This is a genomic window from Desulfosporosinus nitroreducens, from assembly GCF_023897015.1.
GTDB lineage: Bacteria > Bacillota > Desulfitobacteriia > Desulfitobacteriales > Desulfitobacteriaceae > Desulfosporosinus > Desulfosporosinus nitroreducens.
Genome location: NZ_JAMHFY010000003.1, coordinates 148,871 through 163,525 on the forward strand (window position 1 = coordinate 148,871; position 14,655 = coordinate 163,525).

The following is a 14,655-nucleotide window of genomic DNA, read 5'->3' on the forward strand; positions in this document are numbered from 1 at the left end:
CTCGAGATCTTTAGTAAAACACCTTTTCATCCGAATGTCTCCCCAGTTTGTTATGATATGATAAAAGATGCTGTGATAAAGAAAGGAAGTATTTAATATATGCTAAGTGACTGTAAAGCTGGGGAACGATTTGAAGGGATATTGCTGGTTAATGAATGGAAAGAGGTGCCCTTTCGCCAAAAACCAGGGGCATACCTTTCCATGACGTGCCAAGATCGTTCAGGAATGATTCAAGGGAAGATGTGGAATTATGATCCACAAGTTCTTGTATGGCTGAAAGATCAGGACATCTTTCGGGTCAAAGGAGTTGCTTCTGAGTACCGTGGTACTATTGATCTAACAATTGAAGCTATCCAGATAGTTTCAAAAGAGAAAGTAGACTTATCAGATCTCTTACCAAGTTCCCCGTTTACTGCAGACGAGTTGGAAAAACGTTTAGCTGTTCTTATAGAGAAGATAATCCAACCGGAGTTCAAAATGCTGATGGAGATGATTTTAGGGCATCCGGAATGGGGAAAGGCTTACCGCAAAGCTCCGGCTGCCATGAAAATTCATCAAGCGTATCTCCGTGGACTTTGGGAGCACAGTGTTAGAGTGGCTGAGCTTGCAGAAGGAATTGCCAAGCATTACCCCGGAATAAATCGTGATTTAGTTGTGACGGGAGCGCTTTTGCATGATATCGGCAAGATTGGTGAGTATTCCTACGATCGGGGAGTTAAATTTACAACAGAAGGACGGTTGCTGGGGCATATTATCATAGGGATCGAACTCTTAACTGAGGAAATTGCTAAAATCCCAAGTTTTTCGCGGGAACAGCGTTCTAAGTTGTTGCATATTATTACAAGCCACCACGGGAAATATGAATGGCAATCACCAAAGCGTCCAAAATTGATGGAAGCGTTAGTGATTCACTATGCAGATGCCATGGATGCAGAACTCTATCAGTTTGAGCAAGCGAAAGAGAACCACCCACAAGATGAATGGTCCCCATATATTCCAAGTATGGAACGGTTCATTTATCTAAAGTAGGGGAGGATAAATAATTAAATGGACTAAACTGACTCATACTTCAAGCGATGAAAAGAGGATGCCCGAATGTTTTTTGAACCAGGATTCGGCTGCCAAGAGGAAGAAAATGAAACGGTATATTGGTTGTTGTTCAAAGGGAATAAGTTTCTTGTCATAGAGAATAACGGACAATTTACTTTACCTGACATTAATCTAGATCAGTTAAATATAAGACCAATTAGGAAACAATATGTTGGTCAATTAGACGGACGTCCATGTTATGTTGCTGAACTTTCTCCAAATACTGTTGCACCGGATGGCATGTCATTTTGTAATTTAAGGCGCTTATTTGATCACATCCCAGAAGATTTGTTTGTTTTGGCGGGAAAAGCTTATCAAATTATGCATTGGGATCGTTCCCATCAGTATTGCAGTCAGTGCGGAACACAGACAGAAAACAAAATGGATGAAAGGGCCAAACGTTGTCCCTCCTGTGGATTTGTCAATTATCCACGGATTTCCCCGGCGATCATTGTGGCCATTACTCGGGGAAATGAAATATTGTTGGCTAAGGGGAGTCGTTTTCAAACTGGCTTTTACAGTGTTTTAGCTGGTTTTGTTGAGCCGGGAGAAACATTTGAGGAGTGCGTGCAAAGGGAAGTAGCAGAGGAGGTGGGCATAAAAGTTAAAAATATTAAATATTTCGGCAGCCAGCCATGGCCCTTCCCAGATTCCTTAATGGCAGGTTTTACAGCTGATTACGACAGTGGAGATTTAAATATTGACAAAAAAGAAATCTTAGATGCACGATGGTTTACTGCCGATCAACTTCCACTGATTCCGAGCAGTGGAAGTATAGCCCGGCAATTAATAGATTGGTTTAGCCAAGCTAACGATAGCAAGTAAAAAGAGCGCGGTTATGCTTCTATAGTTTTCTTTTTTTATTATCCCAAAAACGATTGGCGATTAGGCGAACACAAAAAGGATGATTTCCCCAGATGTCAGGGTTATCGAGTGACAGCATAAGGGCATAGGCCTGACGACAAGTAGATATCAGGGGGTAATTCTTAGTAATATATGCCAAGACAGATAGAATAGCTTCACGCCTTTCAGGGTGGAATAGATTCTGAATATAACGGCGGCTGTGTGGAGTTAGCCGAAAACGAGTTAAATCAGAAGAGAGGGGCTTAATCTCGTTCGCAGAAAATGATACGACCTCTAGTTCTGGAAGATCAGCTAAAATATCAGAAGACTTTAAAAAATTAATGAGGTTTTCTTGAATTTCTGTGGCGGGAAAGGAAATAATTCCGGGCGTTGAGGCTAAAATTCGTATGCGTAAGAGGTTAGCTAGGATAATTTTCTGGTTTTTTATAAAACTTAGGGATTGCTGAGACATGTACTGGATAAGTCCGGCTAGTACCTCATTACCTTCTAAGGCTTGCTGTTCCCAAGAAGGTAACAGGCGAAGGATGTCGTCTGCAAGGGTTGGACTGGCCTGTTCAAAGAGTTGGTATTCAATAATCGTACTTAAGGATTCTTGAGTTGGGTTTTTGAGTAAAATACGTCGTAGTCCTGGGTGGACAGCTACTGATATGGGTTTTTTATCCTGTTTATACATCGAAGGGCCTCCTCCGCAGCTTATTATCGTTAATTCTATCTGTGTTGTAGTGTATGTTTTTTGTAGGGTTCTATCCAAATAATTTAGGTTGTACCTAAAAATAAACAGAAAACTCAGATAATTATACTTTAGGAAGAAAGCTTTTTAGGGGCACACCCTCTGGCAGTATAGTAAAGTCCGATTTGTAAACTGGGTACTCTTTGGGAGTTGGAAAGTTCTGAGACAATATCGCATAAGTATTAAAAAAAGACCTTTAAAAAGGAGTAGTGATGGGTATTCTCACCCCCAGTTTAGAGGACTATCTTGAAGAGCTATACCGTTTTTCTCTATCTGCAGATACTGTTCGGGTCACTGACCTCAGTATTAAACTGGGGGTTTCTTTGCCATCGGTAACGAAAGCGTTGCGCAAATTGAAAAATGGTCAATATATTTATTATCAACGTTATGGGGAGATTACCCTTACAGAAAAAGGAAAAAAACTCGGCGATTTCTTAGTGAAACGCAATCGATTGTTACAGGAATTTCTGGTGCTCATTAATACTGACTGCGATATTGCAGCAGAAGCCGAGGCGATGGAACACTATCTTTCGGAAGCTACCATCCGCTCTATCCAAGCAATCGTCACATTTCTAAATCAAAACCCAGAATGGCATAAGGTTTTACTGGAATACATAATGTCTTCCAGTAAAACCAATGTGTAGAATCTATTATGTTAAACTAAGCCTAAGAATCGAACCACTTGAGTAAGAATGAAGCAAGCAGTAAATCCGATAAGTGTCGGAATCAGAAAAGATAGAAAGGCCCATTTTTTACTGCCTGTTTCCTTGTAGGTTGTCAGGAGGGTGGTAGCACAAGGCCAATGCAACAACGAGAAGAGCATGACATTTATCGCTGTTAGCCAGGTCCATCCGTTGCTTACTAAAACGTTTCGCAACTCCTCTAAACTGGAGTAATCCTGTAGAGAGCCAGTGGAGAGATAACTCATTATGAGAATTGGTAAAACGATTTCGTTTGCTGGCAAACCCAGAATAAAAGCCATTAAAATAAATCCATCCAGTCCAATTAACTGTCCAAAGGGATTAAGTACATGCGCAACAGACGATAGAATGTTTTGGTCCCCAATATAGACGTTGGCTAGGATCCAGATCACTGCTCCGGCAGGAGCGGCTATCATGATCGAACGTCTTAATACAAACAGGGTACGATCAAGCATGGACCGATAGATCACTGCGCCAAACTTAGGTCGGCGGTATGACGGCAATTCCAAGACCAGTGAAGAGGGTTCTCCCTTTAAAATTGTCACGGACAATAACCAGGAGACGGACAATGTAACAGCGACTCCCAGCAGGATTATTGCGGAAATAACCAACGCATTGATTAACCCTGAATAGGATGCAATTGCACCGCCAATAAAAATGGAGGTAATCGCTATCAATGTTGGAAATCTGCCATTGCAAGGGACAAAATTGTTGGTTAGAATCGCGATTAAGCGTTCACGAGGAGAGTCGATGATTCTACATGAGGTAACCCCGGCTGCATTGCACCCGAACCCCATACACATTGTCAGACTCTGTTTACCACAGGCCTTTGCCCTTTTGAAAATATGATCGAGATTAAAAGCAATGCGGGGCAGATAACCGGAGTCTTCTAAGAGAGTAAATAAGGGAAAAAAGATAGCCATAGGAGGCAGCATTACCGCGACAACCCAAGCCAGAGTACGGTAAACTCCCAGAACGAGAACTCCATGTACCCAATTCGGTGCCCCTGCCCATTGAAACCAAAGAGTAAGCTGATCCTGAAATGCAAAGAGGACGGTGGCAAGGAGTTCAGAAGGGAAATTCGCCCCTTCTATTGTTAGCCAAAAGACGCCAACCAATAAGAGAATCATGAGCGGATAGCCAAACCACTTTGAAGTTACAAGGTTATCGATAGTTAGATCAAAGCTAATTCGTTGGCTTTCTTTTTTTGAGAGAACGTGCTTCGTAATTTGCTCAGCATTTCCATAAATATCTGCAACGATCTGATCGCTGAATGACTTTAGATTGGAATTACGAACACATTCAGCTTGACCATAAACTTCACTTAGAATTCTAGAAGGGCTCATTGCGCACATTTAGATTCCTCCCAATCTTGAAATTGAAATGAAGCTTGGTCTATATCTAAATAATTGCTTAGACTTCTTAGAAAACTTTGGTCTCCGTCCAAAAGCCTTAAAGCTATCCAACGGGGGGACAACGTATTGTTTGCTATGTTTTCTACTAAGGGCAGCAATTCTTTGAGAGCATTTTCAACATCTGAAGAATATTTAATTTGACGAGGACTTGGCTGCAAAGATCCTGAAGCAACCTGGAATATTTTCTTGCGAAGTTCTAAAAGTCCCATTCCTTGACGGGCGGCGGTTGCCACTACTGGAACACCCAACTCACGTTCTAATGAGGGCACATCAATTACGAGATCTTTTTTAGTAGCCTCATCCATCAGATTCAGACAGACAATGACTTTGGATGTTATCTCAAAGACTTGAAGAGCTAAATTTAGATTTCTTTCCAGGCAAGTTGCGTCTAAGACTACCACTGTAACGTCTGGGTTTGCAAAACACAGATAATCTCGGGCTATTTGTTCCTCAACTGTATGAGCTAATAATGAATAAGTACCAGGCAAATCAACTATTAAAAACGATTTTTTCTGATGTTCATAGATTCCCTGGGCATTATCTACCGTCTTACCGGGCCAATTACCAGTATGCTGATGGAGCCCGGTCAGCGCGTTGAAAATTGTACTCTTTCCAACGTTTGGATTACCTGCTAAGGCAACGGTGAATTGGTTGTTCTTTTTTTCTGCAGACAGAATCATACACATTCCTCTCCATTCGATAACTTTCTCACAAAAATTTGGGCAGCATCTTCGCTGCGCAAAGCAATGAGTGTTCCCCTCACCATATAAGCGGTTGGATCACCAGAAGGTCCACGTCGAATACAGCGTATTAACGTTCCAGGAACGATTCCTAAGTCAAGAATACGGCGCCGTAAGAGTCCGCTCAACTCTAAGGAAACTATCTGACAGTCCGAACCCAGAGACAAGTCTGATAATGAATTGATTCGTTCTGCACCCTTCACACTATGTACCCCCTTTTCGTTGCCAAGCTAATCTACTTTCTGATCCATAGGTTAGCCGAGGCTAACTTTTAGTTAAAGTTCATTTTGAATAGATTATGTTGAGGAGTTTCTTTTGTTCCCACGGATGCTTATACTTATTTGGTTCTTTTAAAATTAGGGGCATGATCCTAAGCTGTTATTCCTCTTAGTTGGGCTAGGAAGATGTAGCAGGCGTGGGACAGTGTGTTTGTGACTCGTGTTCCTTTCTAATGGGAACAACTATGCTATAATTGTAAAGGGAGTTAGCTCGTCAAAGCTTAGGAGTTGGTGGATACTATGAAACAGGGAATCGGCAGATTGAGATTTGCAGAAGAAGAAATGCCTCAGGTTACCAGAAAGATGCTTGCAAGAATAATGAGCTATTTCTTGCCTTATTGGAAGAAAATGCTTCTCGTGATTGGCATAATAATAATTATCTCAATACTGGGGCTTGTACCACCGATGCTAATTAGGAATATCATTGACAATGCTTTACCACAAAAAGATTTGATGCTCTTAAGTGTGTTGATTTTTGTTTCTATAGGGGTTACAGTGATCTTAGGATTGTTGCAAGTAGCCCAGTCTTATCTCAGCATTTGGATTTCTAAACATATAATTCTAAATATGAAAAATCAAATGTACGCGCATTTACAGAACATGTCCCTAAATTTCTATACCGATGCCAAGCCAGGCGAGATTATTACTAGAATAACGAGTGACATTGATGGAATTCAGGATATATTTAACACAACCATAGTCAATGCCTTAACCAGCTTTGTTGTGCTTATTTCAACTGCGGCAGTTTTAATAATAATGAACTGGAAATTAGCAATTGTTGGCATGATCATACTGCCTGCCTTTATCATCCCTACGAGAAAAGTAGGGAAGCTTAGATGGAAAATAGCCACAAAGAGTCAAGAGAAAATTAGTGACCTTAACCAGATTATTCAGGAAGCCTTTAGTGTTAGCGGAGCGCTGCTCACTAAGATTTTTACTAAGGAAAAAGATGAATTAGCGAGATTTGAAAAAACTAATAAAGAAGTTATAACCTTGCAACTTAGGGAATCGGTTGTAGGGCGCTGGTTCAGAATGACAATAACCACTTTTATAGCAATTGGGCCGATGCTTATTTATTTTTATGGCGGCTATTTATTTATCAAAGGTGAAATCTCCATTGGAAGCATAATTGCTTTCGTAGCTCTTTTGGGGAGGTTGTATTTACCAGTTTCGCAACTCTCTAATATTCACATAGATGTCACCAGATCCTTAGCCTTGTTTCAGAGAATCTTTGAGTATTTAGATCAGAAACAAGAGATAAAAGATAAACCTGGTGCTGCGAAATTTGAAGTAATTAAAGGGAAGGTAGACTTTGAAAAGGTATATTTTTCATATAACAGCAAGGTCAAAGTGTTAGAAAATATTAGTTTTTCCATAAATCCAGGCACGATGGTTGCCTTAGTTGGCTCCAGTGGTGTGGGGAAAACCACCATTACAAACTTGATTCCAAGATTATATGAGGTGAACAGAGGGAGCATTAAGATCGACGACCGGGATATTAGAGATGTTACCCTGGAATCGCTTAGGAACCAGATTGGGATCGTTATACAAGAACCGTATCTTTTTAATGATACTATTGAAGAGAATCTAAGATATGGGAAAAAAGATGCTACAGAGCAAGAGATGATCGAGGCTTGCCAAGCCGCCTATATTCATGATTTTATTATGACTTTACCAGATCACTACAAAACAATTGTTGGAAATAGAGGTATCAAGTTATCCGGTGGAGAAAAGCAAAGAGTGTCTATTGCCAGAGTTATTTTGAGAGACCCAAGAATTATTATTCTAGATGAAGCTACATCTTCTTTAGATTCTGTGTCGGAAATGTATATTCAAAAGGCGATGGTACCCTTGTTGCGAGATAGGACAAGTTTTGTTATTGCCCATCGACTGTCAACAGTCTTAGCGGCTGATCAAATTTTTGTTATCGAGAATGGAACTATTGCTGAAAGTGGAAATCATGAGGAATTACTTAGGAAGAAAGGTCTTTATCGACAAATCTTCGACACACAATTCAAAGGAGGAAATTTATTGGGAGGGAGTTCCACTCCATCCGAAGTTAGTTGAACCTAACCGAGGGCTTAGCGCCTTAAGCTTTTATGATTAACGAAGGTGGATCAGAGAATGGAAAATAGAAAGTATAGAATGGAATTCGAAGTTCATTATCATGAAGTGAACCCGTATGAGAAGGCAACTCCCCTGACCATACTTCATTACTTAGAAGATGCTGCAATTTCCCATTCTGAAGCAGTGGGACAAGGAGTTAAGAGGTTAAGATTCAAAAAACAAGCTTGGATCTTAAATAAGTGGCAGCTTGAGATGGAACGCTATCCTGTACTGGGTGAAAAGGTAACGATAGAAACTTGGTCTGCTGGGTTTGAACGTTTTTATGGAACGAGAGATTTCTTGATTATTGACAAGGACCAGAAGATTATCGGCAGAGCCACGTCTTTGTGGATCTTTTATAATACAGAAAGCAAGCGTCCCTCCAGAATTCCCCCGGATTTTGAAGATGCTTATGGAGTTGACTCGCTGCGAGCGATTAAAGAGTCTTTAGAGGACCCTACGATAGGGGAAGGTGAACAGGAAGAAGGGAATGAACAGATATTTGCGGTTAGACGCAGTGATATTGATACTAACGGACATGTCAATAATGCTAACTATCTTCAATGGATGCTAGAAGTGGTTCCTGAGGATATTTACCAGAATAATCATCTAACTGCCCTGGTAATCACCTATAAGAAGGCAACGACGTATGGAACCAGTATTTGCTCAAAATGCTATGTTACTAATCCAAGGGACAACAACTCAGCGTATAGGCATGTTGTACTCGGGAACGATGACCGTCAAGAACTTGCAATAGCTAAAACTGTTTGGGGGCCTCTAAAATAAAAACGGAGGGTGGCTGTCTCTAACCGTCGAAGCAAGTAAAAATTTCTAGAATCCTGTAGGAAATGATCATTACGTTAATAAAAGAATATGAAAAGAGGCAAAACATGCGTAGAAGTGATAAGGAAATAACTGATCAGAATTTAATGGATGAGATCCTAAAGAAGGCTCAGGTGTGCCGATTAGCGGTATCCTTTAAGGATATGCCTTATATTGTTCCGATGAACTTTGGTTATGCAGATAGGGTTTTGTATTTTCATTCTGCGCATGAGGGGCTAAAAGTTATGATTCTGCGCGAAAATCCTCAGGCATGCTTTGAAGTTGAGATCAATACAGAACTAGTGCCGAGCGAGCAGGGGTGTGAATGGACGATGCGGTATCAGAGTGTTGTCGGTTTTGGAGAAGTTGAATTCATCGATGACATTGCGGCGAAGCGAGAAGGAATGAAAATAATCATGCAACAATATTCAAATGAGCAACCTTTCCCTGCTGATGCTGTGTTAGCAGGAGTTACTCTTTTTAAGTTGAAGGTAAATACTATGACTGGTAAACAATCGTAGTATGTAATTTATCTAATGATAAGACTCCCGCTTTGAGCAAGTGGGAGTTCGTTTTTTCTGCTTTGAGGGGGGTCAAGTCCTTCCGCGCGAGTGTAGGTTTTAGTGTGAACAAAGTTTCGATTTTTGGCTTTCGCTTTATTTAAAGGGAGAAACAGTTATTATTTTTAAAGTGCTTGCATAAGAAGGAATAGAGGAGATATTTGTCGAAGAGAAACTTATTGACATCACTATAATGATAGGGATATCTTAGTCAGTTCCATGGACATGACCGCAATCTAATAAGAAAAGTGGTATGAATAATGTCAACTGAAGAGATCATGGAATTAAAACAAAAAGTTGCTTTACTGGAAGCAACTTTAGCGGATGTTCGAGAAGAAAACGGAATTTGGGAACGGATTTTCCTTGAAATTCGTTGGGGAATGGTCGTAGCTGATGCCAGTAATGGAAAAATACTAAAGGTCAATCCTCACTATGCTGAAATGCACGGGTACAGCATCTCAGAATTAATAGGTAAATGCATGTATGATCTACTTTGTGCACCAGGACATCAAAAAGACCTTTTGGATGAAGTTGGTCCAAGGGTACAGGATGATCGTTATGAATATCACTCCGTGCATATGAAGAAAGATGGAAGCTCTTTTCCTGTTCGAATTCATAATCATGAAATTACAGTAAATTCGCGGTGCTTTCGGATTGTCTCTACCTGGGACATTACGGATAGTCAGCTTAAACAAAAGGAATTAAATCAATACCATGAATGCTTAGAGGAATTAGTCAAATTTCGTACGGATGAACTAGAGAAAACAAATGAACAACTTCGAAGCGAAATCATCCAAAAAGAAACTGCCGAAAATGAATTAGCAAAAGCCCATCAAGAGATGATCAGTATTATAGAAAGTATTGGGGACTGCTTTAAGGCGGTAAATCGTGAATGGATCATAACGTACGCTAATCAGGCTATGGTTAAAGCGCGCGAGGCTAATGGATTATATGGAGATATTGTAGGAACTGATTATTGGGAGACTCACAGGGTATCGAATAAAACGATTAATGACGCTTGTCTAAAGGTTATGAATGACGGGATTCCAACCCGATTTGAGACCTATGCTCTAACGATGGGGCAGTGGGTTGAAGTCAGTATTTACCCAACTGTAAGCGGAATCTCGATTTTTCTTCGCAATATAGAGGAGAGAAGGAAGATTGAAAAGGCCGTAGAGGAAGAGCATCACCGTTTGTATTCGTTATTTAACAGCTTTCCTGGATTAATATATCTTCAAGAAGAAAATCACAATATACGCTTTGCGAACAATAGCTTTCAAGCAAAATTTGGTTCAGGCTTGGACCAACCTTGCTTTGAAGTTATAGCAGGCTTGCCGTTTCCATGTCCTGATTGTATGTCCTCGATGGTTCTTAGAAACGACACTGCTGTATGGAAAGAGATGGTTTTTGATAATCGCATATACGAGATATATTCTCAACCCTTCATTGATGCAGATGGTTCTAGGCTGGTTTTCAAGGTTCTTATTGATATAACCGACAGAAGAAGTGCTGATCGTGAATTGGCGCGTTTAGAGCGACTTAATATGGTGGGGGAAATGGCGGCGGGTATAGCTCACGAGGTTAGGAATCCGCTGACGACGGTTCGCGGTTTCCTTCAGTTGCTCCAATCTAAGAAAGAGACGTTGGAATATCATGACTATTTCCAATTAATGACAGACGAGCTGGACCGAGCGAATTTGATCCTTACCGATTTTTTGAGCTTAGCCAAAGATAAGTCAATCGGCTTTGAGTTAATCAATATATCCAAGATTGTAACAACTCTGGCCCCACTCTTAACAGCTGATGCAACCAATCAAGACAAAACAATTATTCTTCAGCTTGAAGAGGTTCCCGACTCTCTTGGAAATGGAAACGAGCTTCGACAGTTGATTCTGAACTTAGCACGAAATGGATTGGAGGCAATGCGAGCGGGCACGACTCTAACCATTCGAACTTATAAATTTGAAGATTATATCCTTCTTAAGGTTTGCGACCAAGGCGGAGGAGTCGATCCTAAAATACTCGATAGATTAGGCACCCCGTTCTTAACAACAAAAGAACGAGGGACTGGATTAGGGCTTGCAATATGTCAAAGTATAGCTGTTCGACATAATGCGAAAATTAGTTTTGAGTCGGGGAATACTGGAACAACGGTTTCAGTTAAGTTCCCAGTCAAGTAAATAATGGGCTAGATCAGGAATGGATATGTGAAAGCCACCCCATCTTAAAAAGTGGGGTGGCTTTACTCATGAAATAAGGTTTTTTAGAATGCAGGAACAATGGACCCTTTATATTTGTCTTCGATGAACTTCTTGACGTCAGGGGAGGTTAAAGCTTTGGCGAGCTTTTGAAGAGCGGGATCGTCCTTTTTACTTTCTTTGACAACAAGAATATTTGCGTAGGGCGACTCTTTGTCTTCCATAATGATAGAATCATTGAGCGGGTTGAGTCCACCTTCTAAAGCGTAATTCGTATTGATCACTGCAGCAACAACTTTAGGATCTTGGAGTACTCTGGGAAGCTGAGGAGCATCGAGCGGGGTAATTTTGAGTTGCTTGGGGTTATCCTGGATGTCATTAACCGTTCCCTTAATTCCAATTCCATCTTTTAGTTGGATGAGACCGGCTTTGGCTAGCAGAGCCAGGGCTCGACCGGCATTAGATGGATCATTAGGAATGGCTATAGTATCCCCGTTTTTGAGGTCATCGAGTTTGGTGATTTTCTTAGAGTAGATTCCCATTGGCTCAATGTGCACGTTAGCAATTGAAACATTCTTTAAGGAATGGTCTTGGTTAAAGGAATCCAGGTAAGGGGTGTGTTGGAAGAAGTTGGCATCGATATCTCCAGTATCCAAGTCTAAGTTGGGGCGGACATAATCAGTGTAGTTAACGATTTGGAGGTCAACACCTTCTTTGAGGAGAGCTGGTTTAATGTACTCTAGGATTTCGGCGTGGGGAATTGGAGTTGCGCCAACTTTCAGTACGGTGTTTGAGGGTGTGTCGGATCCGGCTTTCGGTGCATCGGTCTTACTGCCACAGCCTGAGAGTACGAGGGAAAGAGTGACTAAAACAGCGAGTGATAAAGCAAGGTAACGGTGATTCTTAAGTTTAAACATGATTTCTTCCTCCTATTTGTTGAGTTTGGTTGGAACATTGACTAATACGGTTTTCTTTGTGCTTCGTAGCAGATGAAGCGCTGGTGAGGGTAACAGCCTTGGTTTAATGAGTAAGTTTGCGTGCCAGTGCAGTTCCTAGAGATTGTATGATCTGAACGATCACGACTAGAATGACGACGGTGACGATCATAATATCGGTTCGGAAACGATTGTAGCCATATTGAATGGCTAAGTCTCCTAACCCACCCCCGCCAACGGTACCGGCCATTGCAGTGTAGCCGATGACACTAATCGTCGTGATGGCGACGCCTAGAATAAGTGAAGCTTTCGCTTCAGGTAGAAGAACTTTTTGAATAATTTGTTTGGGGGATGCCCCCATGGATAAAGCTGCTTCGATCACGCCGTAGGGCACTTCTTTAAGGGAACTTTCCACGACTCGGGCCACAAAAGGAGCAGCGGAGATAACAAGTGGGACAATTGCAGCTGTAGTGCCAATGGACGTGCCAACAACTGATTTAGTGAATGGGATTAAGGCTACTAAAAGGATGATGAACGGAGCGGAACGTAAGATGTTGACAAGGGTTCCTAAAGTTCGTTCTACCCACGGGTTGGGCATAATGTGTCCGGGAGAGGTGACAACCAAAATAATGCCTAAAGGGAGTCCTAACAGGTAAGCAAATATCGTAGAGGCGGCAACCATATAGAGGGTTTCGCCGGTTGCCGGGATAATAAGTCGGAGTAAATCAGTCCAAAAAGTGACTTGAAAAAGCAGGGATGAATCAAAGGGCATGTTGAATCACCTCCACTTTTAATTCCCGAGATGCTAAATAGCGGTGAGCCTCTTTAAGCTGTGCGGGGTTTCCCAGTAGTTCCAGGGTTAGAGTGCCAAAGAGCGTAGATCTCAAATGGTCGATACTCCCATAGAGGATGTTTGCGCGAACGTCGCAAGAACGTAATAAATCGGTAATAATTGGGTCTGAGGCTCGTGAGCCAAGAAATTGAATGCGAACAATTTCTGAGTCTCGATGTGTTGAAAGCTCCTTTAACAGGTCGGCAGGAAGTTCGTTCGGAAAAACCGTAGAGATAAACTGGCGAGCGATATCTGATTGCGGTTTTATGAAGACAGACTCGACAGGGCCATTTTCCACAATGCGGGCTTCGTGAATAACTGCAACATCCGTGCAGATTTCTTTGACCACTTTCATTTCATGGGTAATCATTACTATCGTTAAACCGAGTTTTTGGTTAATATCGCGAAGCAGGTTCAAGATTGAAAGAGTGGTTTGTGGATCTAACGCTGAAGTGGCTTCGTCACACAGAAGGACTTGAGGCTTCGTGGCGAGCGCTCGCGCGATGCCGACTCGCTGTTTTTGGCCCCCACTTAATTGAGCGGGGTAAGCAGATGATTTGTCATCCAGACCGACGAGATGGAGTAACTCTTTTACCCGTATGGAGATTTCTTTCTTTGGTACTCCGGCAATTTCTAAAGGAAAGGCAATGTTTTCTGCAACGGTCCGCGATTGAAGGAGATAAAAGTGTTGAAAGATCATTCCGATATTCTGACGCGCTTGACGAAGTTCTTGGTTAGAAAGCTTGGTTAAGTCTTGTCCGGCAACGACGATTTGACCGCTTGTAGGTTTCTCAAGAAGGTTTAAGCAACGCACCAGCGTGCTTTTCCCTGCACCGCTTAATCCAATAATACCGTAGATGGCTCCCTGCAATATGTTCAAGGATACATTATCAATGGCTATGATGGTTCCTTGGCGGGAGGAGTACTTTTTGACTAATTGATTAATCTGAATCAAAGGCTTACCTCCTTTATCTGAATTTCTGGAAGGTCCCTTCTCGCCATCACGGCGCCTTGCCATCCATGGCGGCGCTCTAATCTCGAACGTCCTGTTCGAGTCTTGGCTACAGGGACACTTGGCCGTCCATGGCCAGCGCACAACAAAACTCCGCGAAGAAAACCCGCGGAGTACCATTTGGTTTTCCTCTTATCTCCCAGATTTCTCTGCAGGAGTTAGCACCGTGCATAAATGCCGGTTGCCGGGCTTCATCGGGCCAGTCCCTCCACCTACTCTGAATAAGAGTCTTCTATGAAGTTTTCTTGTGTCAGTTGTACTTATGAATGTTTATATTTTAGCATAGGGGGAGAGACATTTGCAAGAGGTAATCTTGATCCGAAAATATAAAAAAGCTTGACAATAGCACATCGCTTTAATAAATTAAAGGGAG

14 protein-coding genes and 1 riboswitch are annotated in these 14,655 nt (G+C 41.7%); of the genes, 7 read left to right on the forward strand and 7 right to left on the reverse strand.

What is annotated here, in order from left to right:
* The first annotated feature begins 99 nt into the window (after positions 1-99).
* Complete coding sequence (locus tag M8E35_RS04665; protein WP_252467615.1) at positions 100-1,029, forward strand: 3'-5' exoribonuclease YhaM family protein; 930 nt, start codon at positions 100-102, stop codon at positions 1,027-1,029.
* A gap of 66 nt (positions 1,030-1,095) precedes the next feature.
* Complete coding sequence (gene nudC, locus M8E35_RS04670; RefSeq protein WP_252467616.1) at positions 1,096-1,914, forward strand: NAD(+) diphosphatase; 819 nt, start codon at positions 1,096-1,098, stop codon at positions 1,912-1,914.
* A 19-nt stretch (positions 1,915-1,933) separates the two neighbouring features.
* Here the strand turns inward: nudC and M8E35_RS04675 are convergent, their stop codons facing one another.
* On the reverse strand, positions 1,934-2,626 hold the full coding sequence (locus tag M8E35_RS04675; protein WP_252467618.1) for a hypothetical protein: 693 nt from the start codon (positions 2,624-2,626) through the stop codon (positions 1,934-1,936).
* Between the two features lie 269 nt (positions 2,627-2,895).
* Between M8E35_RS04675 and M8E35_RS04680 the strand changes: the two genes are divergently transcribed.
* The gene (locus M8E35_RS04680) at positions 2,896-3,327 is read left to right on the forward strand and encodes a metal-dependent transcriptional regulator (RefSeq protein ID WP_252467619.1); all 432 of its coding nucleotides are present in this window, start codon (positions 2,896-2,898) and stop codon (positions 3,325-3,327) included.
* A gap of 11 nt (positions 3,328-3,338) precedes the next feature.
* Here M8E35_RS04680 and M8E35_RS04685 read toward each other — a convergent pair whose 3' ends face one another.
* Genes M8E35_RS04685 through M8E35_RS04695 form a run of 3 tightly spaced genes read right to left on the reverse strand, consistent with a single transcriptional unit; the run spans position 3,339 to position 5,742 of the window.
* Entirely contained in the window at positions 3,339-4,739 is a 1,401-nt protein-coding gene (locus M8E35_RS04685) for a nucleoside recognition domain-containing protein (RefSeq protein ID WP_252467620.1), read from the reverse strand.
* A complete protein-coding gene (locus tag M8E35_RS04690) occupies positions 4,727-5,479 on the reverse strand; it encodes a FeoB small GTPase domain-containing protein (RefSeq protein WP_252467621.1) in 753 nt (250 codons plus the stop codon). Before M8E35_RS04690 ends, M8E35_RS04685 begins: the two co-directional genes overlap by 13 nt.
* Positions 5,476-5,742, reverse strand: a complete 267-nt coding sequence (locus tag M8E35_RS04695; RefSeq protein ID WP_252467622.1) for a FeoA family protein — start codon at positions 5,740-5,742, stop codon at positions 5,476-5,478. The genes M8E35_RS04690 and M8E35_RS04695 overlap by 4 nt, the downstream gene beginning before the upstream one ends.
* Before the next feature lie 315 nt (positions 5,743-6,057).
* Here M8E35_RS04695 and M8E35_RS04700 point away from each other — a divergent pair, with 315 nt between their 5' ends.
* The 4 genes from M8E35_RS04700 to M8E35_RS04715 all read left to right on the forward strand — a co-directional run bounded on the left by M8E35_RS04700 (position 6,058) and on the right by M8E35_RS04715 (position 11,485).
* Positions 6,058-7,884: an ABC transporter ATP-binding protein gene (locus M8E35_RS04700; RefSeq protein WP_252467623.1), complete on the forward strand. Its 1,827-nt coding sequence runs from the start codon at positions 6,058-6,060 to the stop codon at positions 7,882-7,884.
* A gap of 57 nt (positions 7,885-7,941) precedes the next feature.
* Positions 7,942-8,709: an acyl-[acyl-carrier-protein] thioesterase gene (locus M8E35_RS04705; RefSeq protein ID WP_252467624.1), complete on the forward strand. Its 768-nt coding sequence runs from the start codon at positions 7,942-7,944 to the stop codon at positions 8,707-8,709.
* Positions 8,710-8,813: 104 nt separating this feature from the next.
* The gene (locus M8E35_RS04710) at positions 8,814-9,266 is read left to right on the forward strand and encodes a pyridoxamine 5'-phosphate oxidase family protein (RefSeq protein WP_252467625.1); all 453 of its coding nucleotides are present in this window, start codon (positions 8,814-8,816) and stop codon (positions 9,264-9,266) included.
* Between the two features lie 299 nt (positions 9,267-9,565).
* Complete coding sequence (locus tag M8E35_RS04715; RefSeq protein WP_252467626.1) at positions 9,566-11,485, forward strand: ATP-binding protein; 1,920 nt, start codon at positions 9,566-9,568, stop codon at positions 11,483-11,485.
* 83 nt (positions 11,486-11,568) lie between these two features.
* Here the strand turns inward: M8E35_RS04715 and M8E35_RS04720 are convergent, their stop codons facing one another.
* The 3 genes from M8E35_RS04720 to M8E35_RS04730 form a co-directional block, all read right to left on the reverse strand.
* Positions 11,569-12,420, reverse strand: coding sequence for a MetQ/NlpA family ABC transporter substrate-binding protein (locus M8E35_RS04720; protein WP_252467627.1), 852 nt, complete (start codon positions 12,418-12,420; stop codon positions 11,569-11,571).
* A 103-nt stretch (positions 12,421-12,523) separates the two neighbouring features.
* Positions 12,524-13,210 carry a methionine ABC transporter permease gene (locus tag M8E35_RS04725; RefSeq protein WP_252467628.1) on the reverse strand — a complete coding sequence of 229 codons (687 nt, stop codon included), beginning with the start codon at positions 13,208-13,210 and terminating at the stop codon, positions 12,524-12,526.
* Positions 13,200-14,225 carry a methionine ABC transporter ATP-binding protein gene (locus M8E35_RS04730; RefSeq protein ID WP_252467630.1) on the reverse strand — a complete coding sequence of 342 codons (1,026 nt, stop codon included), beginning with the start codon at positions 14,223-14,225 and terminating at the stop codon, positions 13,200-13,202. The genes M8E35_RS04725 and M8E35_RS04730 overlap by 11 nt, the downstream gene beginning before the upstream one ends.
* Positions 14,226-14,411: 186 nt before the next feature.
* Positions 14,412-14,510, reverse strand: a riboswitch (SAM riboswitch).
* Between the last annotated feature and the right edge of the window lie 145 nt (positions 14,511-14,655).